Source organism: Brevundimonas sp. Leaf363 (assembly GCF_001424025.1).
In the GTDB taxonomy this organism is placed as follows: Bacteria; Pseudomonadota; Alphaproteobacteria; order Caulobacterales; family Caulobacteraceae; genus Brevundimonas.
This window is the reverse complement of record NZ_LMPZ01000002.1, coordinates 950,838-975,959: the sequence shown is the minus strand read 5'-3', so window position 1 is coordinate 975,959 and position 25,122 is coordinate 950,838. Positions and strand designations below refer to the sequence as shown.

The following is a 25,122-nucleotide window of genomic DNA, read 5'->3' as shown; positions in this document are numbered from 1 at the left end:
CCGGTCTGGCCGCGTTCGGGCAGGGTCGGCGTTCGATCAGGCTGTTGTCTTGGAGGCTGAGGGGCATCAGGCGTCTTGGAGCTGGAATGGGGCGGTGACGGCGTTCGGGTGGGCGCGGCTTGCGCGGCGGCGAACGGCAGGGCCGTGGCCCCCGCCAGATTGACGATGAAGGCTCCGGCCACGCCGGCGCGTCGCACCAGCGACGGCCGCGTCCCCCCCGGGCCGCGTTTCGGTTTCTGGGCCATCCCCCGCCCTTGCCGGTTGCACAGACAGACGCATCATGCGGCCAGCTCCGCCAGCCGACGGCGATGATAGCGGGTCCGCATGACAATCGCCGTGATGAAAAGGACCCAACCGGCCGCCAGAACGACCCAGCCCACCGTGACGAGCGAGTTGGGCCAGGCGGAAATCCACCGGGGGGCGAGCACGGCCAGCGCACCCAGGATGACCAGCACGAAACCGGTCATCCGCACCGGCCACGCCACGCGGCGCAGCTCGACCCGGTACGCCGATCGGCCTTCCTCGGTGTTGAGGTCCAGCGGTTGGGTCACGCCGGCTCCTTGGCGGGCTGGCTGTTGGGGATGACCGTGATCGGCTTGGCGGCCGAGCCGTCGTACAGGCTCGGGTCCTTCAGCGTCAGCGGGCCGCCGTCCGGCGCCGAGTTGGTGCGGCCGATGTAAGAGCCGCGCTCGGGCGTCTTGCCGGCGGCGAAGTCGTCGATGATCTGGGCCATGCTCTCGGCCGTCAGATCCTCGAAATAATAGTCGTTGATCTGGGCCATCGGCGCGTTGACGCAGGCGCCCAGGCACTCGACCTCCTGCCAGGTGAAGCGGCCGTCGGCCGACAGCACGTCCTTGGGACCGATCTTCGACTTGCAGACCTTCATCAGGTCGCCGGCGCCGCGCAGCATGCACGGCGTGGTGCCGCACACCTGAATCAGGGCCGACGTCCCCACCGGCTCCAGCATGAACATGGTGTAGAAGGTCGCGACCTCCAGCACCCGGATATAGGCCATGCCCAGAAGCTCGGCCGTCGCGCGCAGCGAAGGCTCCGAGCACCAGCCTTCCTGCTTCTGGATTAGCCACAGGATCGGGATCACCGCCGATTGGCGACGATCCGCCGGATACTTGGCGATCCACCAGTCGGCCTTCGCCTTCGTCGCTTCCGAGAAGGCGAAGGAGGTCGGCTGAACCTTGGCGAGACGACGAACGCTCATGTCAGGCCTTCACGAAGTCGACGCGGGCGATCTTGTCGCCGGCGAAGGAATAGATGGCCGCGACCTCGAAGGGCGCAGCGTCGGGCGAGCGGAAGACCCGCTCATGATCGATCACGGTCCGGCCAATCACCGTGCGCGAAATCAGTTCGGCGCGGTTCTGCGGATGCTGAGCGAACAGGCCGACATGGCGCTCGCGGTAAGCGTCCAGACCGGTCAGGTTCGGTTCGGCGTTCAGGTCCGCGACGGTGATGTCGTCGGCGAAGTGAGACACGAAGGCCTCGATGTCCTGGGCATTGTAGGCGTCCAGCTGGCCTTGAACGACGGCGTCCACGCTCATGCCGCCCTCCCCATCCAGCGGCCCAGTCGCGCGCTCCAGACGGCGCGGCCGGCGTCGCGCAGGTCGCGCGCCAGCCAGGACAGCGGCGGCAGATAGCGCACCAGCAGCTGGGTGATGAAGATGAAGCCGCTCATCCACACGACCGAGCGCAAGTTCGCCTCGAAGAACCCACGGCCCTCGGCCAGATAGCCGGCCCGGTAGGCGCCGCGGATCAGCGTCACGCCCGCGATGGCCGGCGCCGTACGAAACACGTCGGCGAGGATGAAGCGCAGCGAGCCCATCACCGCCCGGCGCTTAGGTGAAAAGGCGAACTGAACGGCCACGCCCAGCACAAGAAACACGCCGAACCAGATGGCCTGCGTCAGCGTAAAAATGGGCGTGACGGCGAAATCCATCAACGATCGACCTCGCCGAAGACGATGTCGAGCGAGCCGAGGATGGCCGAAACGTCCGCCAGCATGTGGCCGCGGTTCATCCAGTCCATTGCCTGAAGATGGCGGAAGCCCGGGGCCGAGATCTTCACTCGGTACGGCTTGTTGGTGCCGTCCGAGACGACATAGACGCCGAACTCGCCCTTGGGCGCCTCGACGGCCGCATAGACCTCGCCTTCCGGCGTCTTGAAGCCCTCGGTGTAGAGCTTGAAGTGATGGATCAGCGATTCCATCGACCGCTTCATCTCACCGCGGCGGGGCGGGACGATCTTGTTGTCCTCGACCATGACCGGGTCGCCGGGACAGTTGCGCAGGCGGTGGATGCACTGCTCCATGATCCGCACCGACTGCTTCATCTCCTCGATGCGCACCAGATAGCGGTCCCAGCAGTCGCCGCCCTTGCCGACGACGATGTCGAACTCCAGGTCGGCGTAGCACTCGTAGGGCTGCGACTTGCGCAGGTCCCAGGCGATGTCAGACCCGCGCAGCATGACGCCGGTGAAGCCCCAGTCCAGCGCCTCCTCCTTCGACACCACGCCGATGTGGACGTTGCGCTGCTTGAAGATGCGGTTCTCGGTGACCAGGCTCTCGATGTCCTTCAGCGCGCGCGGGAACTCCGCGCACCACCGGCCGATATCGTCGATCAGGTCCATCGGCAGGTCCTGGTGGACGCCGCCGGGACGGAAATAGTTGGCGTGCAGGCGAGCGCCCGAGGCGCGCTCGTAGAAGACCATCAGCTTCTCGCGCTCCTCGAAGCCCCAGAGCGGCGGGGTCAGGGCCCCGACGTCCATGGCCTGGGTCGTCACGTTCAGCATGTGCGACAGGATGCGGCCGATCTCGGAATACAGCACCCGGATCAGCTGGGCGCGGTACGGCACGTCGATGCCCAGCAGGCGCTCGATGGCCAGGCAGAAGGCGTGCTCCTGGTTCATCGGTGCGACATAGTCGAGGCGATCCAGGTACGGCACGTTCTGCAGGTAGGTGCGCGCCTCCATCAGCTTCTCGGTGCCGCGATGCAGCAGGCCGATGTGCGGATCGACGCGGGTCACCAGCTCGCCGTCCAGCTCCAGCACCAGGCGCAGCACGCCGTGCGCGGCCGGGTGTTGCGGGCCGAAGTTGATGGTGAACTTGCGGTCGTCCATCTCCCGCGCATGCGCGGTCCGGCCGTCCACATCCTCGAAAACGTCGGCGCCGAGCGGCGCCAGGGGCTGACCGTCAGCCATCAGCGCGCTCCTCCCGCCTTCTCGTCGCCCGGCAGAACGGGGGCCGGATAATCGGCGCCCTCCCATGGCGACAGGAAATCAAAGTTCCGGAACTCCTGGGTCAGCTTGACGGGCTCGTATACGACCCGGCGCTGTTCTTCGTCGTAACGCACCTCGACATACCCGGTCATCGGGAAGTCCTTGCGAAGGGGGTGCCCTTCGAAACCGTAGTCGGTCAGCAGCCGGCGCATGTCGGGGTGACCCGAGAAGATCACGCCGTACATGTCGAACGTTTCGCGCTCGAACCAGCCGGCGGACGGATACACCTCGACGGCGGTGGGCACCGGCTGGGTCTCGTCGGTCGAGACCTTCACCCGCACCCGCGCATTCCGCGTCATCGACAGCAGGTGATACACGACCTCGAACCGCTCCCGGCGATCGGGATAGTCGGCGCCGCAGACGTCCAGCAGCTGCTGGAAGCCGAAGCGTTTCTTCAGAACCGTCAGGATCTCGACGATCCGCTCGCGCGGCGCCGCCAGAGTCAGCTCGCCGAAAGCGACATGCGCCTCGACGCCCAGCTCGGCGACCATCTCGGTGCCCAGCGGAGTCAGTTCGGCCTCGACGGCCTGGATCGCGGCCAGAAGGCTCATCGGTCGATGGTCCCCGTGCGGCGGATCTTCTTCTGCAGCTGCAGCAGCCCGTACAGCAGCGCTTCGGCGGTCGGCGGACAGCCCGGCACATACACGTCCACCGGCACGACCCGATCGCAACCACGAACGACGCTGTAGCTGTAGTGGTAGTATCCGCCGCCGTTGGCGCAGCTGCCCATCGAGACGACGTAGCGCGGGTCCGGCATCTGGTCGTAGACCTTGCGCAGGGCCGGCGCCATCTTGTTGGTCAGGGTGCCGGCGACGATCATCAGGTCCGACTGACGCGGGCTGGCGCGCGGCGCCATGCCGAAGCGCTCGACGTCGAAACGCGGCATCGACATCTGGATCATCTCGACGGCGCAGCAGGCCAGGCCGAAGGTCATCCACATCAGCGAGCCGGTTCGGGCCCAGTTGATGACGTCCTCGGCGCCGGCGACCAGGAAGCCGCGCTCGGCTAGCTCGACGTTCACCGCCTCGAAGAACTTGTCGTGGATCTTGGGGTCATAGCCCTCGACCGACGATCGTGCGGCCGAGCCGGCCGGAACCAGCGGCGACGCGCCCTGATTGCCCGCACCGATCAGCGGCAGCGTATTGGTGGTGGTCACTCCCATTCCAGGGCTCCCTTCTTCCACTCGTAGAGGAAGCCGATGGTCAGCACGCCCAGGAAGGCCATCATCGACCAGAAGGCGAAGACCATGCCGCCCTTGGACAGATCGAAGATCGACACCGCCCACGGGAACAGGAAGGCCACTTCCAGATCGAAGATGATGAACAGGATCGACACCAGATAGAACCGCACGTCGAACTTCATGCGCGCATCGTCGAAGGCGTTGAACCCGCACTCATAGGCCGACAGCTTTTCGCTGTCGGGCGACTTGGGCGCCAGCACCCAGGCGGCGATGATGAACAGCAGGCCCAGCGCGGCCGAGATCCCCAGGAAGATCACGATCGGCAGGTATTCCAGCAGTAAGGCGTTCATGGGGGACAGACCCTCGTCCGCTGCGGTGGGAGGTGCGGCGGATTCGCCGCTTCTTAGACCCAACCTTATCGACGTTCAAACCCAAGCCGGATAACGATTTTTGTGCGAATGGTTCGCAGCTTCGCGTTGCGATTTCCGCACAAAAAGCGGTCGGGTCGCTTGACAGCAAATCCACCCCCCGCCTAAACGACCGCCTCCCCGACGGCCCCGGCCGGGAGGGAAACGCGGGTGTAGCTCAGTTGGTTAGAGTGCCGGCCTGTCACGCCGGAGGTCGCGGGTTCGAGCCCCGTCACTCGCGCCACTTCTTCTGAAAATCTGGAAGAGGTGGCGCGGCCCCGCATGGCGGCGAGCCGCGGTGTATGTCCGCCTAGCGCCGTTTCGCCTCCACTCTCTGTTCCCTTTGATAGCTGGCGCGGACGTAGTCCGACAGCATCCGCTCTTGCGCCAGGAACGGGCTCGCCTTCATCCGCGCGCGTTTCTCGGCGTTCGAGACCAGCGGCGGCTCGAACATTCGATCGAGGTGGTCCGACAGCCGATACCGACGCAGCCACGCGTCCGGCACGTCGCGAGCGAAGTCGTTTCCGATTCGATACCCGCCCAGGATGTCGTCGATCAGCTCACGGCCGGCCAGCTTTCGCTCGCTGCAGCGGCCGGTGAAGTTGAACAGCGCCGCCCGGTCGCGGTTTTCCGGGGTCAGATAGCCCGGCCCGCCGAAGTGATCGTAGACATAGACGGGTATGCGGCCGGCCAGGGCATAGGGGACGGTCTTGCCGATCGAAATCACGAGATCCGCCTTGGCGATGATGTGCGGCGTCATCCGGCGGACTTTTTCGCCGGACCGGCCGAAGTGATGCACCTTGGCGTGGTCGGCCAGGCCGTCCAACGCAGCCAGCAGCGCGGGGTCGCGGTGATTGGTCACCGCGATGATGCGACCCGGCCTGCTTGGGCGAGGCCTGTAGGGCGCGAAGAAGGTGTCCGGCGCGCCGTTGTGGAAACTGACCACCCTGCCCTCGCCACCAACGTCCTTCAGGTGCTGAGCGGTCAGTTCGGAGTTGGCGAGGACCAGATTGGCCAGGAGACGGTCATGCAACCAGCCGCCGCTCTCCAGAAAGGCGCGACGCGACAGTCGGCCTATGGCGATCATCGTCGCTTCGACATCGTCCGGTCCCGCCTCGTAGTCCAACAGGCCCAGCACCTGATGCTGGACATAGGCGATGTCGTAGGTGAACGGCCGGATGGCGGCGGGGTCGGTTATGATGGCCCTGCCGGCCGCCTTTTCGACCACGCGCCGCATCGGCGCGCCGATCCAGTTGGCGAACACGGTGACGTCGCAGCCCGCTGCGCGAAAGTGTTCGATGGCCTCGAGGGCTACGACCTCGGAGCCGGAAATCCTCTGCAGATGGTTGGTCGCCACCAGCACACGGCGGGGCCGCGCGGCTGTGAAAGTCGCGTACTCAGATGTTTGGGACATGACGCGGGAGGCTGGGCCTAATGGACCGCCCAGGCCTCGCTCGGCTGGACGAAGGCGGCTTCGCCGCTGACGTCCGCATAAACCATGGACAAATCCTGGAACACGCGATTCCAGGCGAAGTTCTCGACCGTATGCATCCGCGCCGCTTGGCCCAGCGCCTCGATGTCGCGTGCGAACAGGGCTTCGACCGCCTGGGCGTAATCGTCCGGGTCGGCGGATCTCGCCAACTCTCCGACGGAGGCGTTGACCGTCTCGGCGACGCCGCCGGCGTTCACCCCCACGACCGGGCGGCCGCAAGCCATGGCTTCCAACACGATCAGTCCGAACGGCTCGCGGTCGTTGGCGTGCACGAAGGCGTCGCAGCTGGCGATGATGCGCGCGACTGCCTTGGGATCCCTTTCATAGGGCAGACTGATGACCCGGTCCTCGGTCGGCAGGCCCGTTCCGGCCCCGACCAGCACCAGATAATAGGGGTCGCCCAACTTCTGAACGGCCTCGATCAGCACGTCGATGTTCTTTTCCTTGGCCGGACGCCCGGCGAAGCACAGGAGTCGCGCATGGGCCGGCAGGCCGGTCTTCTGCAGCAACCAGTCGCGATCGCGCCGGTCCGGGCGGAAGGTGTCGATTTCGACCCCCAGCGGGCGGATGACGATGTCGCGCACACCCGCCTCTTCCAGGCGACTGGCGATGAAACGGCTGGGAGACACCACCCGATCGAACTGGCTGAACAGCTTCGCCCACCGCTTCTCGACCGGCTTCTTCGCCCACTCGCCGAAATGCAGCGCGGCGAGGCTGGCAGGGTCCGAGTGGCAGAACCCGACAACCGGACAACCGGCCCGCTGCCCGGCCTCCAGGGCCCCCTGCCCCGGCGTGTAGGGATCGCCGGCCTCGATCACGGTCGGCTTCATGGCGGCGACCCAAGCGCCCCACCGTTTGACCGACGACGGCCAGCGATAGCCGTCGCCGAACGGCAGTTTGGTCGCGTGCAGGGTGACGATGCCGTCCCCCTTCACATGATGCCTCGCGCCGGGCACGACCAGCGTGTGTGCGACACCCGGCCGGTTCTGTTCCAGCCACGCCTTCTTGGACAAAAGGTATCGTTTCACCCCGCCCGACTTGGGCGCATACAGCATGGTGGTGTCGACCAGGCGCGGGCGCGGATCGGACGATGCCGCCTTCACTCGCCGCAGGGTGTCGCCGACCTCCTCATCCAGACCAGGAATCAGCCGCAGCTCGCTTTCCTGAACGTCGAGGTCGGTCATGCTCATGGAGAACTCGTTGAACTTAGGCTTGGGGACGGCAGCAACGCGCCCACGCGACGTTTGGATGCGTCCTCTGTGGGCAAGCTTGGCCATGTCCGCTGCCCTAGGCCTCTGCGCCGTGCTTGCCAAGGGCTCGGGCGCTTTCGTCCGCGCCCGGTCGAAAAGGCGTCGAGGGGCCGCAGGCGGCCGCAACGCAACGCGCCGTCCGACGCCTTCTATTCGCCTCAAATTCGAGAAACTTGAGACACTGCGTTCCCGCCCTGATACAGGGGCGGTCTGGGTCTCTGCGTCCACCTCGGGGTGTTCTCGATAATGCGTAAACTGCTTGCGACCGCGGCCGCGATCGCCCCCCTGTTGGCTGCGACAGGCGTTCAGGCCGAAGTGGTCATCTCGACCGATCGGACCACGCCCGTCACGACGTCGGGCTCGAACGATTCCGTGCGCATCGCCGGCTCGGGATCGATCGCTGTCGCCTCCGGCGCCGCGTTGACGCTCGATTCCAACCATTCCATCGATCTGGACAGCGGGTCCGAGATCAACATGCTGAAGTCGGCCGACGGCTCCACCGGCATCCTGGTCCAGGGCGGCCGCACCGGATCGGTCACCATCGGCGGCGCGATTCAGCTGACGGACGATCTCGAGACCGCCGTCGATACCGACAAGGACGGCGACCTGGACGGTCCGTTCTCGACCGGCACGAATCGCCACGGCGTCAACATCGTCGGCGCCAGCCCCTTCACGGGCCGAATCTACGGAGAGACCTCCTCCAACATCAGCGTCGAGGGCAACCAGTCGTACGGCGTGCGGCTGCAGAGCGACCTGGTCGGCGACCTGGATCTGCGTGGCCTCATCAGCGTGCGCGGCGACGATACCTACGCCATTCGCAGCCAGGGCGACGTCACGGGTGACATCTATGTCGCCGGCACGGTCGCCGCCATCGGCAAGAACGCCGTCGGTGCGTCAGTCGAGGGTGACGTGTCCGGGTCTGTGACCGTCCAGGGCCAGCTCAGCTCCACGGGGTACCGCTACACCACGCGGCCGTCAGCCACGATCGTCGAGAAGCTGGACGCCGACGATCTGTTGCAGGGCGGTTCCGCTCTGGTGGTCTCCGCCAACGTCGCCCAGGGCGTCGTTCTGGCCGTTCCGCCGACCGATGCGAGCAAGGACGATCTGGACGAGGACGACGACGGCATACCCGACGCCTCCGAAGGCACCGCCGCGATCACGACGCTGGGCAGCGCGCCCGCCGTACGCGTCGGCGCGGCAGACCGTTCGATCACGCTGGGCGTCGCCGGGACCGGTGACAACGCCTTCGGCTTCATCAACCGCGGCAGCGTCAGCGCAGCCGGCCTGTACGATCAGGTGGACGCCACGGCGATCGCCATCGGCGGCGGCGCCGGCCAGACCGTCACGGTCGCCGGCGGCATCTCGAACGGCGGCACGGTCGCCGCAACCTCGATACTGGGCGATGCGGTCGGCGTCGATATCCGGGCCGGGACCACGACCCCCCGGTTCGTGAACACAGGCTCCATGGCGGCCGTCAGCAGCGGGGCCGGCGCCAACCAGGTCGCGGTCGTACGTATCGCGGCCGGCGCGAACATGCCGACCTTCGTCAACAACGGCCCCATCACCGCCGTGGGCGGCTACGAGACGGCCGTGACCGGCGTGCAGGACCTGTCCGGCACCCTGACCAGCTTCACCAACACCCGCATCATCGCGATCGGCAACCAGCCCGACAGCGAGAAGCCGACGACGGGTACGGCGACCGCGATCGACCTCAGCGCCAACACGACCGGCGTCACCATCACCCAATACGGCGTGGTGGTTCCGGATGACGGCGACCCCAAGACCGAGCCGCCGCTCGACAGCGACAAAGACGGCGTGCCGGATGCCTTCGAGCCTGCGATTTCGGGCGACATCAAGATGGGCGCCGGCGCCGACTTCCTGGACATCCAGAACGGCGCCGTCGTGGGCGACCTATACTTCGGCGCGGGCCAGGATCGCCTGTCGATCGCCGGCGGCGCGGTCGTGACGGGCGTTATCAACGACAGCGACGGTCGCCTGGACATCGACGTCACCAAGGGCACCCTCTACGCCCAGCAGACCAGCCGCGCGACGATCTCCAGCCTGGACGTCGGCGCCGATGGCACCCTGCTGTTCCTGATCGACCCGCAGTCGAACCAGACCCCCGGCTTCAACGTCACCGGTCAGGCCAATCTGGCCAACGGCGCGGGCCTGGGCATCGGCTTCTCGTCCCTGATCGACGGCCCCGAGCGCTACAGCCTGATCCACGCCGGCGATCTGAACGTGGGCTCGCTGAATCAGACCAAGGTGGACGAGAACTCCCCCTATCTGTTCGTCACCACGGTTGGCGTCGATCAGGCGGCCGGCGACCTGTACGTCGATGTGCGCCAGCGTACGACGCAGGAAATGGGCCTGATCAAGTCAGAGACCCAGGCCTTCGACGCCATCTACGGCGCTCTGGGCGACAACGAGCAGCTTCGGCTGGCCTTCCTGGCCCAGAACGGCCGCGAGGGCTTCATCAACCTGTACGAACAGATGCTGCCCGACCACTCCGGCGGGCCGCTGCTGTCGCTGGCGTCCGGCGTCGATGCGGTGACCCGCGCCCTGACCGGCCGCAACGCCTCGGCCGCGCCGGGCCAGACCAGCGCCTGGGTGCAGGAGATCAACTTCTACGCCGACAAGGACAAGACCGACACCTACGGCTTCCGCTCCGAAGGCTTCGGCGTCGCGGGCGGCGTCGAGCGGGGCACGGGCCTGGGCGCATTCGGCGTCTCGGCCGCCTTCACCTCCTCCGACCTGAAGGACCCCGAGGCCGAGGCCGAGGAAGTCCTGTCCGCCAACCTGCTGGAGCTGGGCCTCTACTGGCGCGCGCAGGGTCAGTACTGGACGACCTGGGCCCGCGCGGCCGGCGGCTACGCCACCTTCAGCGCCACCCGCCAGTTCGTCGGCGAAGGCATCAACCTGTCGAACAAGTCAGAGTGGCACGGCTTCACCCTGGCGGCCGCCGGGGGCGCTTCCTACGAGCGCAGCTTCGGCCGCCTGTGGATTCGCCCTGAAGCCTATTCGGAATATTTCTATCTGACCGAAGACGCCCGCACCGAAGACGGCGGCGGCGACGGCTTCGACCTGTCGATCGACGAGCGCACCGGTCACATGTTCTCGGCCACCGCCGCCATGAACGTGGGCTACAGCTTCGGCCGCGATGGTTGGATCCGTCCGGAACTGCGCCTCGGCTGGCGCCAGAACATCTCGGTCGATCCAGGCTCGACCACCGCCCGCTTCCTCTCCGGCGGCCCGGACTTCGTGCTCAGCCCCTCGGATATCGAAGGCGGCGGCCCCATCGCCGGGCTCCAGCTGAACCTCGGCAATGCGCTGGGCATGCTCTCCATCTCGGCCGACGCCGAAATGATCGAGGACTACGTCCGCTACAGCCTGCTGCTGCGGGCCAGCTTCCGCTTCTGATCGGGCCTCAGCCCACCCAAGGAAAAAGGCCGCCGGATCGCTCCGGCGGCCTTTGTCTTGCCTGGTAGGCGGCGACGGGTTCGAACCGCCGACCCTCTCGGTGTAAACGAGCTAGATTGAGCGCCTAACGTCTATGTTTGCTGGGTATGGCCCGCTTTACTTTCCGGTTTCGTTCACGGCGTTTTCCGACGTTTCTGGGGAATATTCGGGAAGCAGGTCAGCCCATCGCCTTCCGCGCGGCCGACTGGTGGTCCGGGCGATGGTGGCCATAGTGATTTTCGAGGGTCGCGGCCGTCATCCCGAGGTAGCCGGCGGCTTCCCAGGTGACCACGTTCCGCTCCATCAGCCAGGTCGCGGCGGTGTGTCGTAGCCAGTGCGGCGTCACCTCGGGGTTGAGACCGGCGCCCGCCACGCAGCTGGCGAAGGACGTGCGGACAGACCCGACCGGCTCGCCTCCGAAGTGCAGCACCGTCGTCCGCCCCGCCTTCGCGTCGAGGGCGTGCCAGCGGCGCATATGGCTCAGGAGCCTGTGCGGCAGCTTCACCAGCGGCCGGCGCTTCGTGCGGCTCTCCTGCTCTCCCCTGCCCCGCCGATAGATGATCCCCGCCTCCAGATCGACCCACGGGTCATGCAGGCTCTCGGACCAGCAAAGGCGCTTGATCACGTCCGACCGCGAGCCGGTGTAGAGCCCGATCAGCAGGAAACGGCGCAGGTGCATCCGGTTGGTGCGCGCGTTGGTCGAGGGGCGCTTCCACTCCCCTTCGATCCGATCCCAGCCCATCGAAGCCCAGACCAGGGCAGCGGCCTGCTTTCGGCTGAGGGCGTCTCGGTTGCTCTCAGGCTTCTCGGGCAGGATGACGGCCGGCCGCCGCGTCAGGTGGTGTTCGCCATCCCAGTAGCCGATCGCGGCCGACAGCAGCTCTAGCTCGCGTCGTGCGGTCTGCGGCGTCACCATACGCCCGGTGTCCCCGTGGCGGATCCGCTGAGACGTGCGGTGCTTGACGTAGGCGGCGCACGTGGTCCGTCGCACGTCGGATAGCGTTCGGGCTCCCCACCAGGCCAACAGATTGTTGGTGAAGCCCAGGTTCGACGCCGCCTTGCTCTTGAGCTTCGGCCCGCGCTCATGGCCATAGAGCGCCAGAACGTCCGCGACTAAGACCTTAGCGGGATCACTTTCGGCGGCTGGCGGCGTCCACTTCTCGCCGATGTAGGCTGCGAGTCGTTGCTCGGCTTCGTCCATGCGCTCCGGGCCGCAGCCTGTGCCGACCTCAGTCGATCCGTCACGGATGAAGAACCGGTCGGGGAGCCTCTGCCCGGTTCGGTTGTCGACCCGCCCCTTGCGGAGGTAGAGGCGCGGGCCTTTGGACTGACGGGGCATCGGAACAGAGCCTTCACGCTCGCGGGGGTAACCCAGTAGGAGCCCCCGACACAGGAGGCCGTCAAGCGCCCGCGATGGATCTCGGCTCGCATGGCGCTCACGGTCAAGGGGTAGGCCTCCCCGAAGACGATGGCGAACTCCGCCAGGGTCATGGGGTCATCATCGGCCCAGTCTGACGGCGCCGGCCGGACATCGACGCGGTGACGGACAGCCGCCGTCATGGCTCATCTCCACTGCTGTCGGTCTGAAGGGCGCGGAGGGGACTAGGGTTGAGGTTGTGGCGGCCCAAATAGTCCACGGCCTTAGCCCGTATCGCCTTGGTTTCAGGGACGTGGCGGACCAGCATCCTAACGAGGGTCGCTAATTCGTCCACACGGGCGGCGGCTTCGGACATGAGGTCCGTCGCAATCCACGGTCGTTCAGAGACCTCGCCGTTCTCAGCCGCCTCCAGCCGTTCGACCAGTCCTGTGCTCATGGGTTGGTCTCCTTCAGAGCTTGATCGCGCGCCGCGTTGATCTCAGCCATGTCCGCATCGGACCCGCCCCGGTCGGGGTGACGGTCCAGAAGCAGGCGGCGATGGGCGGCCTTGATGGTGTCCGGCGATGCCTCGGCCTTCGTCAGGCCCAGAACGGCCGTCCAGTGGCGTCCGCCGGGCGCGGGGAGTGCTTGGAATGCCTGCAGGGTCTCGGCCGCGCTCGCCACTCCATAGCGCGTGATGGTGCGGGTCGCGTCGATATGGCCAGCGATGGCCGCCATGTTCTGTTCGACCTCCGAAAAGGTGTCGCAGGCCATCGCATAGGGCTTCCCGTCCAGCTGGAAGTAGGCGCACACGCCGGGATCGTCAGGCTTGCGCTGCCCGGCCCTCGGCAGACCATCGAGCCGCACCGGGACGTTGGACGACAGGATGACGTAGCGCGCGCCCAGCCGACCGAGTTCCTCCGTCAACCGACGCCGAGCCCCGGTCATTGTCAGAGGCTTGCCGTCCTGCTTGAACGCGCCGCGTCGTTGCCGGGCATAGGGCGTCCGGGGCTTCCCCATCGGCCAGGCCAGCGGATAGGCTTCCTCGCTCATCGCGTCGCTCCTTCCGCCAGCCGTCGCAGCTCTGCAATCTTTGAGGGGGTCATGACAGGCCTCGCAGACGCGCGATCTCAGCCCGCGCTTTCCAAAGGTTCTCGACCACTGAGTAGATCGACGAGGCACAGTGCAGGGGTTCGTCCTCGAACATGTGGTAGGTTCTGTCGCCGGTCGAGAGCGCGTCAGCCATCATGGCGACGTGGCGGCTTGCAGGACAGGTCACGCACACCTTCGCGCTGGACCTGACGCGGTTCATTCTGCGGCGCACATTGACCGTTCTGTTAGCCGGGAAGATGTCGGCCTCTTCGTCGCGGTCCATCTTACTCTCCCACTTTGGAGGAGAGGGCGGGAGCGGCAGGCAGGGGCATCCAGTGGTCAGGATACGTCTCGCCGCCCCAATGGTCGGACGCGTCGTTACCGCGCGAATACCACCCGCCATCGGTCAAGCGGCCCTCGAACACGCTTCCGTCCGGCTCGGCCAAGATGACGTATGTTCCGTCGCGAGGCGCAGTCTCTATCGGCCGCCACTCTCCCCCCTTCGCAGCGATGACCTCGGCGCAGATCGTCTCAGTGAGGGCCAGGCCCTCTAGTTCGGGGTCGTCGTCCCACGGAACGGTCTCTGCGAAGGCTTCTGACGCCGCGTCCAGTTCCTTGATGGCTGCCGCGCCCGTATTGTCGCCGAACGCTACAGCGCGGGCCGCGATGACCAGGCGACGGACCTTCGGGTCCACCCCTCCCCCGCCAGCAGCAGGGGCTTGGGATATCATGGCCGACCACGCCTTCTTGGCGTTCGTCGCAAAGATGCGCTTCCGGGATTGCTGGTAATACCAGGCCCTGAAGGCACTGATCATCGCTTCGGTCGGCTCGCGCGGAACCACTACAGTGTCGGGTTGATCGGACATGGCTATTCTCCGGGAGGGGTTAGGCGTCGCGGGCATCAAAGCCCCCTGTCGCGCCGCCTACGAGAAGGCAGAAGCCGACACAGAGAGCGATGCCGAGCATGATGTCAGTCGCGCCCATCACCGCACTCCCTTGCTGGCTAGGCGGGAACGGGCGAGGCTGAACAGGTCGCCCGCAATCGGCGCGATGGAGGATCGAACGTACTCTTCGTGCGGCCCCTTCGACTTGCCCTGCGCGAGGATCGACAGGCGCTCGGCCGCCATCAGCACGTCAGCTTCGGCCAGCGCCCTCTCTTCCTCCATCGCCTGGAGCTTGGCTTCGGCGGCTTCGGCGCGCTCTTTCCACGACGCTGCGATGATTTCTAAGCTGGTCGCCTTGCTCGCCATCTCGTCGAGTTCGAACTGTGCGGCGACTTCCCCATCGGGGGCGGGTTGCGAGGGTTGGGGGTGGGCGGCATATAGGGCTCGGACATTACGGACCATCGGCCCCGGTAAGGGCTTGGCCGCCGTGCATCGCTCAGCCCAGCCCATCCCCTCCCGCTGGTCCCACAGCCAACGAGCTGGTTCACTCGACTGGGGTCCATCGGAAAGAGCGGCCAAGATGTGCTGTGTGCCATCTCGGTACTCCCGATCCGATCCGTCGAAATCCCACTCCAGCCACCGGTGAAGAGCGAGCCGGATAGCGTTATCCACCGGCCCCGCTACTCCAACAGCTGGAGGAGCGAGGGCTAGGATGGCGTCGGCTACAGTGGCGCAGAAGGTCACGGCCGGGTGTTTGACCCACGACCCAAGGGGCCGGAACGTGCGGCCTTCAAGCGTGATGTCGGGAGCGACGATGAACACCGGAACCCCAGCGGCGAGCGCCATGCCGATTTCGATCAACACGCCCTTGATGGGGAAGTCGTCGGGTTCCAGGTAGCAGACCAGGCGCTCGCTGGACGTTACCTCGCGCTGGATGCGCGGCCACAAATCGGCGAAGTCCGCCGTCTCGCCGGGACCGTCTTCGTCGATCCAGGTCGAGGTGACGTTGACGCCCGATGCGCGCAGGTCGCGCCACATCTGCCCGCGCTCGGGAATGCTGGCCCGGCTGGCGACATATACGCCCGCCCGCGCCTTCAGAGCTTCAGCCATCTACTGGCCCCTTTCAGTGAGGGTGCTGGCTATTTCCTTAGCCGCCATGATTTCGCGCTTGGTGGCGTAGATCGCGTAGACCTTCCCATCGGGTTGGCCGTCCGCGCCAGCGAGGCTAGGCAACAGGCCAGCCACTAGCTCCAGCCCTTCCTTGAGCGCCTTGATCTCGGCCGCTTGGGCTTCGTGGGAGGCGCGATCAGCCGCTGCCTGGTCGATGATTGCCAGCGCGCCGTCTGCGTTTATGGTGAATGGCTTTCGGTCGCGAAGGGCGGTCAGTGCGTGTTCGCGCAGCTCGGCGTAAAACTGCGGATCGAACGCCTTCCGCTCAACCGCCGCCTCTACCCCCTCCGCTCCGGGTTCAGGTTGGGGGCGGGAGACGAAGGTGAAGCGATTCACGAAGTCGCCTCGGAACCCGGTGTCGTTCAGGGTAGCGATTTTCAGGCGATCACCTTCAATCACCGTCACGACACCAAGCTCGCCGCGATCATGCCGAACCAGATCGCCAATCGTTAGGACTGATCCGGGTGTGGGGTGGTCGGACGGGGCGGTCATTTCCGGCTCCGTGAGGGCTTGAATCCAGGGCGGACGAGAAACGCGATGTGCTCGACAGCGCCTTCCTCGATCTCGTCATTGAGCGCCGCGTTCGCCGCGTCCGAGTAGCGGCCCGATGCGTCGATCCTTGCCCGGATAATCTGGCCCGCCCCCTTGGGCTCGCCGTCTCCGCGATGATCGGTCCGCACGGCGACATGGATCCAGTAATCGCCGTCTTCTGTGCGAGCGATCTCCACATCGCCGCCGGGGAAACCGATTATGGTGTGCGGCTTTTCCGGTTTGATGTCGGGGTCACCAAGCAGATTGGTTCTCCCCCCGATTTTGACAGGATTGCAGGCGTCCGCTTTGGCGTAGAATAGGTCGATGGCGTCGCTCATTCCGAGCCCGCCTCTGGTTGAGTGGCGCGGGCGACCTCTGCGGCGACGCGCGCTGCATGGCGTTCACGGGACCGGCGGACCTCGTCCTTCATGAGCCCAGCGGACGATGTCAGGCGTTCGACCAGGGCCTTTGCATTGGCTTCAGGCCCTGAGAACAGGATGTTGTCGGCGTAGTGATGCTTCTCGCGCCTCCGGCCCCAAGCCGCCGCCGTCATGACCTTCATCGGCGTTACCCGCACGATTTCGGCAGTCGCGTAGCTGTGCTCGGACCATCCTTCGTTCCAAACGGCCCATTGCCCACCCGTATGTCCTGGTTCTTCGGGCTGTGTGTTGGTATTGGTCATGCCGGATCCTTCGGTGTGTTCAGCGCCGCGTGGCCGCGCTCGTAGGCGGTCCAGAAGCGGGTGGTGTTGACGCCGGTCGCCTGGCGGAAAGGGCCGTCATCAGGCCGCTGGCGGCAGACCATGAGGCTGTTCAGAAGCTCGATCAGGGCGTCCTCGATCAGGGTCTCGCGCATCTATCCCTCCCCCCGCCGCCTGGTAGGAGTGATCTGGCCGTTGAACTTGCGGGGCCTGGGGCCGAAGCCTCGACCTTTCGGCCAGGGATTGGCGGCCTTCGGGATCGGCTGACGGGCGCGGCGCGTACCCTTCTCGCGGGCTTCGATGCGCTTAGCCTTGGCGCGCCATGCGGCCTCAGCCTTCGTCTTCAGCTTGTGGCAGCCGGTGCAGAGGCCTTCGAGGTTCTCGTCTCGGTTCGACCCTCCCGCCCATAGGGGCAGGATGTGATCGACATCGACGGCCGGCTGGTCGCAGTTGGCGCGTTTGCAGGCTCCGTCCTGCTTACCGATGATCTTCTCGCGGCGGGCCTTGGAGACGGCGCGCTTTTCGATCTTGACGGTCTCGCGGTCGTCCTTGGTGAGGGTCATCGGCGGCCCCAAGCGCACCAGAACGGCATCCTGCGGGTGACAACTGCGCTCACGTCGTCGAGGCGGATGTAGAGAGGCCAGCCAACTGGCTTCGTAATCTCGATGGCGGACAAGCTGTTGTCTTGCCGGCGAGTGGCTGTGATGCCGCTGCAATAGAAGCGCACGGACATTCCGGACTTAAGGATCAGGTCGACGCGGACGGTAAGAATCGACATCACGCGAGCTCCCGCTGGCGGTTCTTGATCGCGCGCTGCAGGTCCATCGCCACCTGGGGCTGGGTCGCCTCCAGACCGGTGAAGTTGGCGACCTCGTTCTCGCTGGCCAGGATGGCTTCGATCTGATCGCGGTTCAGGCCCGGCAGGTCTTCGATGAGCCGCTGTGCCCACGCCAAGAGGTCGGCAGCCGAGCCCGTCTCATCATCGCCTTTGGGCTCCGCGGGCTCGGCTGCTTCCCCTGCCCCATCCGCCTGCGGAGCGTCGGGGGAGAGATCGCCAGCGCCGTCATCCAGCGCGGGCTCCGAAGCCGCCTCGGGGGGCGTAGCGGCGTCGGTGTCGGTAAACTCGGCCTGGATGGTCGAGAAGCCTTCGCGCGGAGCGTCTTCCTCGCGCGGCGCGGCAAGGCGAGCGGACAGGTTTGGGGCGTCGGCCGGCACCTGACGTGCCGTCATTGGCTGGAAGTCCTCGACCTCCTCGCGGACCTGGAAGCCGCGCAGCATATCCGCGCAGCCGTCGCGGAGGGCCCACGCGCGAGCGCGCATCTGGAGCATCCGCTTCGGGTAGGACTGCCACGGCCCCTGCTTGTTCCAAAGCGCCGCCTTCTTGGCGTCTGCGACCGAGAACGACCGGCGGATGATCTCGCCTGTGTCGGGGCGGGTGACCTCGCAGCTCGCCACCGCTTGGTCGCCGACCCCGTCGATCCACTCGCGGGCCTTGATGCCCTGGGCCCGCGCCACGGCCATCAAGCCGTCGCCCCAAAGGGTGGGCCGGTTGTTGACGATGGCGAACGACTGGAGAGCCTGGAAAGGGGCGAGCCCCAGCTCGGCGCCGGCCATGATCGCCACCATGACCTGTTCCGGCTTGTCGAGCCCGCGCGGCGCCAGACCCGACGCGGCGATGGCCTGAGCGACCCGGAACGCTTCATCCAGCGTCTGCGGGACAAGGGCCGCTATCTGGCCCCCTGCCATGATCGGCGGACGCGGCGCGGCCTGACGGGTGGCGGGCAGTTGATCGGTCATGTCAGGCGGCCTTCGGGCTGGAGGTGTTGTCGTTCTCGGCGCCGATAATCTCGAGCCGGCTGTCGATGCGCTTGGCCGCCCAGGCGGGCAGCTGGAGGTATTCGGCATCGCGGCGGTCGCCGCCCGGGCCGGGCCAGACTCCGGACTTCACGGCTGCAGCGAACTGATCGATCGCGGTGCGGAGCTGCAGTTGGCCGCGCTCGATGTCGGCGCCCGTCAGGACGGTTACGCGGACGCAGTGCGGCGGAGCCTTCTCCACCCAGACCAGCGCGAACTGTTCCATCGGGCGGCCTAGGACGGCCTCGGACGCCATGCCCGCCAGCGCGGCCTGCATGTGGTAGCCGAAGCTGGCCAACGACCGCTCCAGGTCGTCGTCGGAGACGCTGTCCGTCGTCTTCAGATCGGCCATCAAGCCGCTGTCGACCGGGATGTTGTCGGGGCGGCTCTTAAGCCAGGCGCCGGTCACCGGATCCTTGAAGATCAGCGACCGCTCGACCGCGCCGTCCAGCACGCCCTGCTTCACCAGTGGGTGCGCGGCGAGTGAACGGGCCATGCCAGCGATCAGCGCCAGCTCGTTGTCGGTGATGACGGTCTTTCCGGCGAGGATCGCGGCGTCGCGCCAGACCTTCGCCTCCTTGGTGCGCCAGTCCGACCACTGCTCCGGCCGGACCACGAACTCGTCGTCGAAGCCCTTGCGGCCCAGGTACAGCAGGTGGTGCGCGGCCCGGCCAATGGAGAAGTGAGGCCGGTCCTTCGCCTCGGGTGGCGTCGGATTGTAGGGGCTCTCGTACCAGTAGTGCGCGGGCGACTTGGCCCAGATGGTCCGCAGACCGGACGAGCTAATCGACGACCCGGAGCAGATGTCCGAGTGATAGTCGGACATCGACAGAGAGTAGACGCCAGGCGCGGTGATCTTGCCGCCCTCAGGCAGCGTCAGGGGATTGGCGAGGGTCACGGCAGGACGCTCCAAGCGAAGACGACGGACGCAGCGCAGGCAGCGAATTCGACGCCTCGCGCGACCCAAGGGCTGATGCGGAAGGGCTCGATGCGCGGGTCGAACTCGTCGCGCTTGGCCTGGGCCGCCCGAAGGTCAGTCAGACGCGCGATGGCGCAGTCCCGCGAAGGAGAGAGGTCGTTCATCCCCGCCCCCTTGGCAGAGGCTTGGTGCAGTCATCCCAGACCGACCAGCCAAGGTAAGCGACGTTGCCGAGCGCGAAGGCCGCGAAGGCGCACAGGGGCCAGAGGAGCGCGCTCATGCTGCCCTCGCCTGTTCCATCGGCAGCGCGTTCGCAGCGGCCGGAGGCTGGGGATCGCCCCGCCCGCTCACCGCCTTGATGCAGGCCCGCAGGCAGCGGATGTCCGCCGCGTTGATCGCCTGGATGATGTCGGCCTGATCGGGGTTGGTCTGGCCGTAGAGAACTTCGGCCCGGCCGCTGTCCTCGCATATCAGGGCGATGCGCTCCCACGCCTCAGCGACGGTGAAAAGCCGACCGGTGCGGTTGATGATCTCGCCGTCCACCACGCGGTAGGTGGTCGAGATCTTGAGGGCCTGGCCGCCGATGGTGACGGTCATGCCGTCGCGCATCCGACCGACGATGCTGTCGAGGCGCTCCATCACGCGGCCTTGGCGATGGGGGCCACAGCAGCATCCCGGCGAGCCCGTAGCTCAGCCATGATCGGGGCCAGGGCGTCGTAATCATCCAACACCGCGTTAAGGTGGCGCAGGGCCAGCTTCGGCATGGCCTCGACCGGCTGGCGGCTCGCCCGGCGGAAGCGCCAGTGGTCCAGCATCACGCTTTCGAACTGGCCGAAGCGGGTCGCAGCGCGTCGCATGAGCGTCTGGGCCAGCCCCGACTCTTTGCCGACCAGATCGGCATAGGTTGCGGGCTGATGGCGCGGGAAGTCACGATCCATCGCGGCGTCGAAGTGCGACAAATCGGCGGCCAGCTGCGCCGGAACTCCGGACGCTTGCGGGCGGGCTTGGGGTTGGTGAAGCGACATGGCGTCCCTCTCAGGTGATGAGGGCATCCTACATATCGTAGGGATCGTGTCCAGCGGAATTTCCTACTTTTTGTAGGATGCCTCACGACAGGAGCGGTCGCACCATTTAGCCGCCGGACTCGACTCCTTGGTGAAACCGGCGATTCGTTAACGGCGAGAGGAGCGGCAGATGGCCAGAAAGAAGATCTACTGCGCGCAAGGGTTCTGGGCCCGGAGCGGCCGGCTTGAGGCCGGCGAGGTGCACCAATTCCTGAATGCAGAGCGCGCGCTCGAAGGCGCAGACATCATCGCCCGTTCAGCAGACGGCGCGGCCGCATTCAGTCTGACTGGGGAACCGGATGTGGATTTCTGGGACGAGCCCGTGATCCTGGCCAGCTTCGGCACCTGCCCGAGAGTCACCGAGCAGACACAACCTGAAGCCGCCTAGACTCTCGCCGAAGCTGTGCCCTATGGTGAACTCGCGTCGTCGGGAGGACGGCGTTCGATTAAGCCTGAGGGGGCTATCCTGTGAAGAAGATCTTAGTTGCCGGCGCTTGCGTCGGCCTGTTGGCGTTGGCCGCCTGCGCCACTGCCAAGACATACACCGCGACAGGCGGAAGCCGTGCCGACGGAACGGTGCGGCTGTCTTATGAGGTCGGCATGTTCGAGGCGCCTACAGTCGACGAGGCCCAAGGCCTGAAGGTCGCTCAGCAACGCTGCGCCACCTGGGGATATTCGGGGGCCGAGGCCTTCGGCGGCACGACCAGCCAGTGCACGGCGATGACGAGTTCCGGCTGCATGACCACGCTGATCACCAAGGAATACCAGTGCACCGGCAACGGCGCCGGCGGAACGGCGGACATCCGCATGACGCGCCGGGATACACTGTAGGCCTCACTCACCCCACAGAGTGAGCAGACGGCGGCCTCGGAAGGGGCCGCCGTTTTGCTGTTCGCAGATGATTAGCCAACGTCACCGTCGATACGTAGGGCTAGCCGATCATTTCGATAGCAGACTGTGCAGGTAGGAACAGCTTCGGCTGTGCGCAGTCCGCGCCGTACTGGCGGAAGCCAAGCTTCTTGTACCAGGCAGCCTTTTCTTCGTTGATGGCGACAAGGGTGAGCGCGCAGATCCCGGTTTTGGCCGCGACGTGGCCGAACTCGCGGATAGCATGCGAGGTCATGAGGCCACCGATCCCGTGGCGTTGGAACGGCCAATGCGTTGCCAAATAGCAGAGCTGCACGGCTGCGAAATGGTTAGCCTCGCGTCGGAAAAACTGCCCACCGCCCTCAATATCGTCGTCAGGCTCAAGACGAATGCGGAGGGCGTACAATCCCACCACAGACCCGTTCTCGACCCGCGCGGCCCAGACCCGGGCCTTCAGCTTTTCGTGGTCCTTGTGGCAGTCGACCACCCATCGGTCGATCTCCCGCTCCCCGCAACGAAAAGAGCCCCTCGCGATCTTGCCGGCGAAGGGCCCAATTTCGATTGGCGGAGTGGGATTAAGAGCCGGAGGTTCGACGCTCATTTTCCAGGAGCTTGGCGTACATTCGCTTAAGCTCCGGCGTCGCCCCCTTGGTTTCCTTGTAAACCTTGTTGGCGAACTCACGGGCGCGGCGGCTCTCGCCTACTGCCTTCGGTTTGCCGAAGCTCACATGAACACCCAAGAAGGAGAATTCATTGCGTATCGCTGCCATGACTGCCTCCATTCAAGACGCACTTTGGGCGCCGGTAGCTTATGAAAGCCAAAGAAGTCCCGTTAAGTTCTATAAATCAAGCGAATTTGACAGACTCGATTTCTTCGGCTATCGGCCAGAAGCCGCTTCTGTTTGGCTTCAGCCCTCTCGGCGCGCTGGCCACTTGGTATCGTTACCCAAACGATTTGCGGCTTCCCGGCAACATCATCTGGGCCGCCCCCTCCACTCCCAAGGAGCGATGAAGGTGCCGGCGTGCATGCCGTTGCGGCTCTCGCGCGCCATCGCCTCTTCGTCTGCATACTCGCCGCCGCTGTAGCGCGGGAAGTCGACCGCCCAGCCGACCACAACCAGGCCGGCCGCGAGATCGACCGGGACGTCCACCCGCTCCCACTCACTATCAGAGACCATGTTGATCGAGCATTTCGCCACGATGCGCCGGTAGCGATCGCGCCGGCCGTGAGGGGCGCAGGTGACGACTTGGCCGTCGATGTCGCGCGCCAGCCTTAACGCCGCCTGCTGCCCGCAACGGTATGTCTGGCCTCCCCGCTCGCAGGTCTGGCCGCTCTCAGGAGCATCTATGCCCCAGAGCCTGATCCGCTGGCCGTGGATCTCGAGGGTGTCGCCGTCGATGACGCTGGCCTGGCCGATGATGGCGGGCGGGTCGGGCGGGGGGATCATCCGCCCGCAAGACTCCAGAGCGGCGCTTGGAAAGGTTTATTCACTGCGGCCTAGAGCCTTGGCTCTGGCATTCCGCTGAAGTCGGCGCGCTCGCAGCGCCCTTCTCGACGAGTGATCTGCGTCAGGGAGCCTATCGCTGTGCGCTGTTCCCAATGTTCACCGGTCTGTCGATCAATATATCCAAGACCAGAAGTCCTCAGCCGAGGCGATCGGCTTTCATAATCGAACAGCGTGTAGCGGTCTGCCGTGACGGCAGAGATGGGGCGCGCCTCGGCGCACTCAGCCTCGCACCAGCGGTTCTGATCTAGATCCAGGCGAAAGCGATATTGCTCTCCGTTTTTTGAGTCCACGCAGACCAGATCGAACTGAGGAGTAAGCGGTGCCGCCGCCGCGACCTGGACCGCTAGGGCAAGCAAAACGGCCGAGTTTATCATCCTTGCGTCCCTGTCCGCTTGAAGCTCTCTAACACCTTTAGCGCTTGGTCACGGCTCTCGACGGGTATCTCGGCCCACACATCTAGAACTGCAGTCGGTAGGTCGTTTGGATCGTGATCCAGCAAGTAGCCAGCCGAAGTGCTCAGCGCCTTTGCGATGGGATGGGCCCATTTATCGGTGAGCCGCCGAGCTCCAGTCTCGATGTGTCCCACGGTCGCAGTAGACGACCCAATCGCTTCGGCTAGCTCTTCCTGCGTCATATGGCGGAACAGCCGCCAGGCGCGGACGTGATTTGGAAAAGGCGGGCTGGCCATCTCTACATTGTGCAGAGAGCGCACCAAGACGTCCCTACCGGTATCGTAGGATTTGGCCTTGCATGGAAGTCCTACAATATGTAGGGTCCGTCCATGGCTCAGCAAATCACATCTGCCGACCTCTGCCGTGCAGGCCTGTCTCGTAGCTTCGCCGATCATGTGATCGCTGGCACACGACAGGTGGCCCCGCCTCTAGCGCTTTGGCTGTTGGACGAACATGGGCTGCGCGTCGGACCAACCGTGGGACGCTCCGCAGCTGAGCTGCGTCTGCTCCGCTCAATGTACGAGCCCAAGGCACCGGCGAGTGTGCTGCGCAGGCTCTCTGCGCCAGCCAACGACTCTTCCCTTTCCCAAGAGGCGGCCTGACCGATGGCTGCTTCCCCTTCATCGCTGGCGACCTCACGCGCGGCGATGGCGGCCCGCTGGAGCGCCCCTCCCCTCCCGTGCTCCGGCGGGCCATTGTCAGAACGCGGGTCCAAACCGCTCCCTCGGTCACGGTTTTCTGCGCGTGCCGATGTCCGGGGGCTTTCATGACCAGGATGCTGGCCCAGGGCGCGCTGATCAACGCGGCGGTCGCTTACGACGTCATCGTCCAGATTGAGAGGCTGGCCGCGGCTGGCCACCAAGACGAGGCGTGGCAGGCTTTTGGGAACCTGGCCCACTTCGCCCGCTCCGAGCTCCCTGTCGTCAAAGGCGTGGTCGCCGCCCAGCAGCAGGCCGCAGAGGCTTTGGACCTCACGCAGCGGACGCTCGCCCCCTTCTTCCCTCGCAAAGCCGAGGAACATCCGCACGCCGCGAACGACCATCCAACCAACCCTGTCCTGCCCAGCCCGACCGTCGCCTGAGACGGCCGGACGATCACCCCTGAACTGCGAAGGCCCCGTTGGGGTGAACAGATGACGTACCGAGTGATGAAGCCCCGGCCGCCGGGATCGCACTACGAAGCCCTGGCGAAGGCCATTGGGCAGGTCGGAGGGCTGAACCAAGCCGCCGATGTAGTGGAACGGCCGCGCGCGTCTCTTCACGCTGCGGGCGACCCTGACACCCCGGATCGCAAGCGGGTGAAGCTGTCCTACGCCGAAGCCTGCAAGCTGGCGGGCGCCGGCGGAACGGCCTTGGCCGAGCACATCGCTCATGAGGCGGGCGGAGTCTTTGTCCCCGGCGGGGCAATCGATCAGGCAGCGCTCCAAGCCCAGCTGGCGACCTTCACCGCCGAGAGCGGGGAGATGGTCTCCGAGATGATCCGGCGGGCCGCTGACGGCGAGTTCGATCACTTGGACGGCGCTGCGAGCCTGAGCCTGATCCAGGACGCCCTGCGACCAATGCTGGCGCTCTACCACCACTGCAAGGCGCGCGCAGCGCAGCGATGACTGAACGGGACAGACCGCCCCGTTGAGCGGTCGTGATGGAGGGCC

35 protein-coding genes and 1 tRNA gene are annotated in these 25,122 nt (G+C 65.9%); 6 read left to right on the top strand and 30 right to left on the bottom strand.

Annotation, left to right across the window (positions count from 1 at the left end; all coding sequences use genetic code 11):
• Window positions 1-278: 278 nt before the first annotated feature.
• From ASG17_RS07875 to ASG17_RS07840, 8 genes are all read right to left on the bottom strand, one after another.
• Entirely contained in the window at window positions 279-551 is a 273-nt protein-coding gene (locus ASG17_RS07875; protein ID WP_056101475.1) for a hypothetical protein, read from the bottom strand.
• The gene (gene nuoE / locus ASG17_RS07870) at window positions 548-1,216 is read right to left on the bottom strand and encodes an NADH-quinone oxidoreductase subunit NuoE (protein WP_056101474.1); all 669 of its coding nucleotides are present in this window, start codon (window positions 1,214-1,216) and stop codon (window positions 548-550) included. Before nuoE ends, ASG17_RS07875 begins: the two co-directional genes overlap by 4 nt.
• A gap of 1 nt (window position 1,217) precedes the next feature.
• Entirely contained in the window at window positions 1,218-1,553 is a 336-nt protein-coding gene (locus ASG17_RS07865) for a nuclear transport factor 2 family protein (protein WP_056101471.1), read from the bottom strand.
• Window positions 1,550-1,948 (bottom strand): hypothetical protein, encoded by a 399-nt coding sequence (locus ASG17_RS07860; RefSeq protein ID WP_056101467.1) that lies wholly within the window; start codon window positions 1,946-1,948, stop codon window positions 1,550-1,552. Before ASG17_RS07860 ends, ASG17_RS07865 begins: the two co-directional genes overlap by 4 nt.
• Entirely contained in the window at window positions 1,948-3,126 is a 1,179-nt protein-coding gene (locus ASG17_RS07855; RefSeq protein ID WP_156367827.1) for an NADH-quinone oxidoreductase subunit D, read from the bottom strand. The genes ASG17_RS07860 and ASG17_RS07855 overlap by 1 nt, the downstream gene beginning before the upstream one ends.
• 80 nt (window positions 3,127-3,206) lie before the next feature.
• Window positions 3,207-3,836: an NADH-quinone oxidoreductase subunit C gene (locus tag ASG17_RS07850; RefSeq protein ID WP_056101464.1), complete on the bottom strand. Its 630-nt coding sequence runs from the start codon at window positions 3,834-3,836 to the stop codon at window positions 3,207-3,209.
• The gene (locus ASG17_RS07845) at window positions 3,833-4,468 is read right to left on the bottom strand and encodes an NADH-quinone oxidoreductase subunit B family protein (RefSeq protein WP_369796674.1); all 636 of its coding nucleotides are present in this window, start codon (window positions 4,466-4,468) and stop codon (window positions 3,833-3,835) included. The genes ASG17_RS07850 and ASG17_RS07845 overlap by 4 nt, the downstream gene beginning before the upstream one ends.
• The gene (locus ASG17_RS07840; RefSeq protein ID WP_056101452.1) at window positions 4,438-4,815 is read right to left on the bottom strand and encodes an NADH-quinone oxidoreductase subunit A; all 378 of its coding nucleotides are present in this window, start codon (window positions 4,813-4,815) and stop codon (window positions 4,438-4,440) included. Before ASG17_RS07840 ends, ASG17_RS07845 begins: the two co-directional genes overlap by 31 nt.
• A gap of 224 nt (window positions 4,816-5,039) precedes the next feature.
• On the opposite strand from ASG17_RS07840, the gene ASG17_RS07835 reads away from it, so the two are divergent.
• Window positions 5,040-5,116, top strand: a tRNA-Asp gene (locus tag ASG17_RS07835).
• A gap of 66 nt (window positions 5,117-5,182) precedes the next feature.
• Here ASG17_RS07835 and ASG17_RS07830 read toward each other — a convergent pair.
• Complete coding sequence (locus ASG17_RS07830; protein WP_156367773.1) at window positions 5,183-6,286, bottom strand: hypothetical protein; 1,104 nt, start codon at window positions 6,284-6,286, stop codon at window positions 5,183-5,185.
• A 17-nt stretch (window positions 6,287-6,303) separates the two neighbouring features.
• The gene (locus tag ASG17_RS07825) at window positions 6,304-7,554 is read right to left on the bottom strand and encodes a glycosyltransferase (protein WP_056101447.1); all 1,251 of its coding nucleotides are present in this window, start codon (window positions 7,552-7,554) and stop codon (window positions 6,304-6,306) included.
• Window positions 7,555-7,860: 306 nt separating this feature from the next.
• Here ASG17_RS07825 and ASG17_RS07820 point away from each other — a divergent pair, with 306 nt between their 5' ends.
• Window positions 7,861-11,034, top strand: a complete 3,174-nt coding sequence (locus tag ASG17_RS07820; RefSeq protein WP_056103261.1) for an autotransporter outer membrane beta-barrel domain-containing protein — start codon at window positions 7,861-7,863, stop codon at window positions 11,032-11,034.
• 217 nt (window positions 11,035-11,251) lie between these two features.
• On the opposite strand, the gene ASG17_RS07815 is transcribed toward ASG17_RS07820, so the two are convergent.
• The 16 genes from ASG17_RS07815 to ASG17_RS07740 all read right to left on the bottom strand — a co-directional run bounded on the left by ASG17_RS07815 (window position 11,252) and on the right by ASG17_RS07740 (window position 20,605).
• Window positions 11,252-12,412, bottom strand: coding sequence for a tyrosine-type recombinase/integrase (locus tag ASG17_RS07815; protein WP_056101445.1), 1,161 nt, complete (start codon window positions 12,410-12,412; stop codon window positions 11,252-11,254).
• 471 nt (window positions 12,413-12,883) lie between these two features.
• Window positions 12,884-13,483: a J domain-containing protein gene (locus ASG17_RS07805; protein WP_056101439.1), complete on the bottom strand. Its 600-nt coding sequence runs from the start codon at window positions 13,481-13,483 to the stop codon at window positions 12,884-12,886.
• 49 nt (window positions 13,484-13,532) lie between these two features.
• Window positions 13,533-13,805, bottom strand: a complete 273-nt coding sequence (locus ASG17_RS07800) for a hypothetical protein (protein ID WP_056101436.1) — start codon at window positions 13,803-13,805, stop codon at window positions 13,533-13,535.
• A 1-nt stretch (window position 13,806) separates the two neighbouring features.
• A complete protein-coding gene (locus tag ASG17_RS07795; protein ID WP_056101434.1) occupies window positions 13,807-14,388 on the bottom strand; it encodes a hypothetical protein in 582 nt (193 codons plus the stop codon).
• A 117-nt stretch (window positions 14,389-14,505) separates the two neighbouring features.
• Window positions 14,506-15,516, bottom strand: coding sequence for a hypothetical protein (locus ASG17_RS07790; RefSeq protein ID WP_056101431.1), 1,011 nt, complete (start codon window positions 15,514-15,516; stop codon window positions 14,506-14,508).
• Window positions 15,517-16,068, bottom strand: a complete 552-nt coding sequence (locus ASG17_RS07785) for a hypothetical protein (protein WP_056101428.1) — start codon at window positions 16,066-16,068, stop codon at window positions 15,517-15,519.
• Window positions 16,065-16,445, bottom strand: coding sequence for a hypothetical protein (locus ASG17_RS07780; RefSeq protein WP_056101426.1), 381 nt, complete (start codon window positions 16,443-16,445; stop codon window positions 16,065-16,067). Before ASG17_RS07780 ends, ASG17_RS07785 begins: the two co-directional genes overlap by 4 nt.
• Entirely contained in the window at window positions 16,442-16,789 is a 348-nt protein-coding gene (locus ASG17_RS07775) for a hypothetical protein (RefSeq protein ID WP_156367772.1), read from the bottom strand. The genes ASG17_RS07780 and ASG17_RS07775 overlap by 4 nt, the downstream gene beginning before the upstream one ends.
• On the bottom strand, window positions 16,786-16,962 hold the full coding sequence (locus ASG17_RS15465; RefSeq protein WP_156367771.1) for a hypothetical protein: 177 nt from the start codon (window positions 16,960-16,962) through the stop codon (window positions 16,786-16,788). The genes ASG17_RS07775 and ASG17_RS15465 overlap by 4 nt, the downstream gene beginning before the upstream one ends.
• A complete protein-coding gene (locus tag ASG17_RS07770; protein ID WP_082496212.1) occupies window positions 16,963-17,370 on the bottom strand; it encodes an HNH endonuclease in 408 nt (135 codons plus the stop codon).
• Window positions 17,367-17,585 (bottom strand): hypothetical protein, encoded by a 219-nt coding sequence (locus tag ASG17_RS07765; RefSeq protein WP_056101419.1) that lies wholly within the window; start codon window positions 17,583-17,585, stop codon window positions 17,367-17,369. Before ASG17_RS07765 ends, ASG17_RS07770 begins: the two co-directional genes overlap by 4 nt.
• A complete protein-coding gene (locus ASG17_RS07760) occupies window positions 17,585-18,604 on the bottom strand; it encodes a hypothetical protein (RefSeq protein ID WP_056101415.1) in 1,020 nt (339 codons plus the stop codon). The genes ASG17_RS07765 and ASG17_RS07760 overlap by 1 nt, the downstream gene beginning before the upstream one ends.
• A 1-nt stretch (window position 18,605) precedes the next feature.
• Entirely contained in the window at window positions 18,606-19,559 is a 954-nt protein-coding gene (locus tag ASG17_RS07755) for a PD-(D/E)XK nuclease-like domain-containing protein (RefSeq protein WP_056101413.1), read from the bottom strand.
• Window positions 19,556-19,744, bottom strand: a complete 189-nt coding sequence (locus tag ASG17_RS07750; protein ID WP_056101407.1) for a hypothetical protein — start codon at window positions 19,742-19,744, stop codon at window positions 19,556-19,558. Before ASG17_RS07750 ends, ASG17_RS07755 begins: the two co-directional genes overlap by 4 nt.
• Window positions 19,745-19,856: 112 nt before the next feature.
• A complete protein-coding gene (locus ASG17_RS07745; RefSeq protein ID WP_056101404.1) occupies window positions 19,857-20,219 on the bottom strand; it encodes a hypothetical protein in 363 nt (120 codons plus the stop codon).
• Window positions 20,219-20,605 carry a hypothetical protein gene (locus tag ASG17_RS07740; protein ID WP_056101403.1) on the bottom strand — a complete coding sequence of 129 codons (387 nt, stop codon included), beginning with the start codon at window positions 20,603-20,605 and terminating at the stop codon, window positions 20,219-20,221. The genes ASG17_RS07745 and ASG17_RS07740 overlap by 1 nt, the downstream gene beginning before the upstream one ends.
• A 169-nt stretch (window positions 20,606-20,774) precedes the next feature.
• Here ASG17_RS07740 and ASG17_RS07735 point away from each other — a divergent pair, with 169 nt between their 5' ends.
• Both ASG17_RS07735 and yecR read left to right on the top strand, forming a co-directional pair.
• Window positions 20,775-21,032 carry a hypothetical protein gene (locus tag ASG17_RS07735; RefSeq protein ID WP_056101399.1) on the top strand — a complete coding sequence of 86 codons (258 nt, stop codon included), beginning with the start codon at window positions 20,775-20,777 and terminating at the stop codon, window positions 21,030-21,032.
• A gap of 80 nt (window positions 21,033-21,112) precedes the next feature.
• Window positions 21,113-21,475, top strand: coding sequence for a YecR family lipoprotein (yecR, locus tag ASG17_RS15940; RefSeq protein ID WP_056101396.1), 363 nt, complete (start codon window positions 21,113-21,115; stop codon window positions 21,473-21,475).
• A gap of 100 nt (window positions 21,476-21,575) precedes the next feature.
• Here the strand turns inward: yecR and ASG17_RS07725 are convergent, their stop codons facing one another.
• From ASG17_RS07725 to ASG17_RS16025, 4 genes are all read right to left on the bottom strand, one after another.
• Entirely contained in the window at window positions 21,576-22,112 is a 537-nt protein-coding gene (locus ASG17_RS07725; RefSeq protein WP_156367770.1) for a GNAT family N-acetyltransferase, read from the bottom strand.
• Window positions 22,087-22,281 (bottom strand): hypothetical protein, encoded by a 195-nt coding sequence (locus ASG17_RS15460; protein WP_156367769.1) that lies wholly within the window; start codon window positions 22,279-22,281, stop codon window positions 22,087-22,089. The genes ASG17_RS07725 and ASG17_RS15460 overlap by 26 nt, the downstream gene beginning before the upstream one ends.
• Before the next feature lie 204 nt (window positions 22,282-22,485).
• Window positions 22,486-22,959 carry a thermonuclease family protein gene (locus tag ASG17_RS07720; protein ID WP_056101391.1) on the bottom strand — a complete coding sequence of 158 codons (474 nt, stop codon included), beginning with the start codon at window positions 22,957-22,959 and terminating at the stop codon, window positions 22,486-22,488.
• A gap of 430 nt (window positions 22,960-23,389) precedes the next feature.
• The gene (locus ASG17_RS16025) at window positions 23,390-23,707 is read right to left on the bottom strand and encodes a helix-turn-helix transcriptional regulator (protein WP_162238780.1); all 318 of its coding nucleotides are present in this window, start codon (window positions 23,705-23,707) and stop codon (window positions 23,390-23,392) included.
• Window positions 23,708-24,237: 530 nt separating this feature from the next.
• Between ASG17_RS16025 and ASG17_RS07715 the strand changes: the two genes are divergently transcribed.
• Both ASG17_RS07715 and ASG17_RS07710 read left to right on the top strand, forming a co-directional pair.
• On the top strand, window positions 24,238-24,552 hold the full coding sequence (locus tag ASG17_RS07715; RefSeq protein WP_056101390.1) for a hypothetical protein: 315 nt from the start codon (window positions 24,238-24,240) through the stop codon (window positions 24,550-24,552).
• A gap of 51 nt (window positions 24,553-24,603) precedes the next feature.
• Window positions 24,604-25,077 carry a hypothetical protein gene (locus ASG17_RS07710; RefSeq protein WP_056101388.1) on the top strand — a complete coding sequence of 158 codons (474 nt, stop codon included), beginning with the start codon at window positions 24,604-24,606 and terminating at the stop codon, window positions 25,075-25,077.
• The last annotated feature ends 45 nt before the right edge of the window (window positions 25,078-25,122 follow it).

Coding starts and splice junctions, on each gene's coding strand:
- nuoE (WP_056101474.1), bottom strand. CDS start 1,216: ATGAGCGTTCGTCGTCTCGCCAAGGTTCAGCCGACCTCCTTCGCCTTC.
- ASG17_RS07865 (WP_056101471.1), bottom strand. CDS start 1,553: ATGAGCGTGGACGCCGTCGTTCAAGGCCAGCTGGACGCCTACAATGCC.
- ASG17_RS07860 (WP_056101467.1), bottom strand. CDS start 1,948: ATGGATTTCGCCGTCACGCCCATTTTTACGCTGACGCAGGCCATCTGG.
- ASG17_RS07855 (WP_156367827.1), bottom strand. CDS start 3,126: ATGGACGACCGCAAGTTCACCATCAACTTCGGCCCGCAACACCCGGCC.
- ASG17_RS07850 (WP_056101464.1), bottom strand. CDS start 3,836: ATGAGCCTTCTGGCCGCGATCCAGGCCGTCGAGGCCGAACTGACTCCG.
- ASG17_RS07840 (WP_056101452.1), bottom strand. CDS start 4,815: ATGAACGCCTTACTGCTGGAATACCTGCCGATCGTGATCTTCCTGGGG.
- ASG17_RS07830 (WP_156367773.1), bottom strand. CDS start 6,286: ATGTCCCAAACATCTGAGTACGCGACTTTCACAGCCGCGCGGCCCCGC.
- ASG17_RS07825 (WP_056101447.1), bottom strand. CDS start 7,554: ATGAGCATGACCGACCTCGACGTTCAGGAAAGCGAGCTGCGGCTGATT.
- ASG17_RS07820 (WP_056103261.1), top strand. CDS start 7,861: ATGCGTAAACTGCTTGCGACCGCGGCCGCGATCGCCCCCCTGTTGGCT.
- ASG17_RS07815 (WP_056101445.1), bottom strand. CDS start 12,412: ATGCCCCGTCAGTCCAAAGGCCCGCGCCTCTACCTCCGCAAGGGGCGG.
- ASG17_RS07805 (WP_056101439.1), bottom strand. CDS start 13,483: ATGAGCGAGGAAGCCTATCCGCTGGCCTGGCCGATGGGGAAGCCCCGG.
- ASG17_RS07800 (WP_056101436.1), bottom strand. CDS start 13,805: ATGGACCGCGACGAAGAGGCCGACATCTTCCCGGCTAACAGAACGGTC.
- ASG17_RS07795 (WP_056101434.1), bottom strand. CDS start 14,388: ATGTCCGATCAACCCGACACTGTAGTGGTTCCGCGCGAGCCGACCGAA.
- ASG17_RS07790 (WP_056101431.1), bottom strand. CDS start 15,516: ATGGCTGAAGCTCTGAAGGCGCGGGCGGGCGTATATGTCGCCAGCCGG.
- ASG17_RS07785 (WP_056101428.1), bottom strand. CDS start 16,068: ATGACCGCCCCGTCCGACCACCCCACACCCGGATCAGTCCTAACGATT.
- ASG17_RS07780 (WP_056101426.1), bottom strand. CDS start 16,445: ATGAGCGACGCCATCGACCTATTCTACGCCAAAGCGGACGCCTGCAAT.
- ASG17_RS07775 (WP_156367772.1), bottom strand. CDS start 16,789: ATGACCAATACCAACACACAGCCCGAAGAACCAGGACATACGGGTGGG.
- ASG17_RS15465 (WP_156367771.1), bottom strand. CDS start 16,962: ATGCGCGAGACCCTGATCGAGGACGCCCTGATCGAGCTTCTGAACAGC.
- ASG17_RS07770 (WP_082496212.1), bottom strand. CDS start 17,370: ATGACCCTCACCAAGGACGACCGCGAGACCGTCAAGATCGAAAAGCGC.
- ASG17_RS07765 (WP_056101419.1), bottom strand. CDS start 17,585: ATGTCGATTCTTACCGTCCGCGTCGACCTGATCCTTAAGTCCGGAATG.
- ASG17_RS07760 (WP_056101415.1), bottom strand. CDS start 18,604: ATGACCGATCAACTGCCCGCCACCCGTCAGGCCGCGCCGCGTCCGCCG.
- ASG17_RS07750 (WP_056101407.1), bottom strand. CDS start 19,744: ATGAACGACCTCTCTCCTTCGCGGGACTGCGCCATCGCGCGTCTGACT.
- ASG17_RS07745 (WP_056101404.1), bottom strand. CDS start 20,219: ATGGAGCGCCTCGACAGCATCGTCGGTCGGATGCGCGACGGCATGACC.
- ASG17_RS07740 (WP_056101403.1), bottom strand. CDS start 20,605: ATGTCGCTTCACCAACCCCAAGCCCGCCCGCAAGCGTCCGGAGTTCCG.
- ASG17_RS07735 (WP_056101399.1), top strand. CDS start 20,775: ATGGCCAGAAAGAAGATCTACTGCGCGCAAGGGTTCTGGGCCCGGAGC.
- ASG17_RS07725 (WP_156367770.1), bottom strand. CDS start 22,112: ATGAGCGTCGAACCTCCGGCTCTTAATCCCACTCCGCCAATCGAAATT.
- ASG17_RS15460 (WP_156367769.1), bottom strand. CDS start 22,281: ATGGCAGCGATACGCAATGAATTCTCCTTCTTGGGTGTTCATGTGAGC.
- ASG17_RS07720 (WP_056101391.1), bottom strand. CDS start 22,959: ATGATCCCCCCGCCCGACCCGCCCGCCATCATCGGCCAGGCCAGCGTC.
- ASG17_RS16025 (WP_162238780.1), bottom strand. CDS start 23,707: ATGGCCAGCCCGCCTTTTCCAAATCACGTCCGCGCCTGGCGGCTGTTC.
- ASG17_RS07715 (WP_056101390.1), top strand. CDS start 24,238: ATGACCAGGATGCTGGCCCAGGGCGCGCTGATCAACGCGGCGGTCGCT.
- ASG17_RS07710 (WP_056101388.1), top strand. CDS start 24,604: ATGACGTACCGAGTGATGAAGCCCCGGCCGCCGGGATCGCACTACGAA.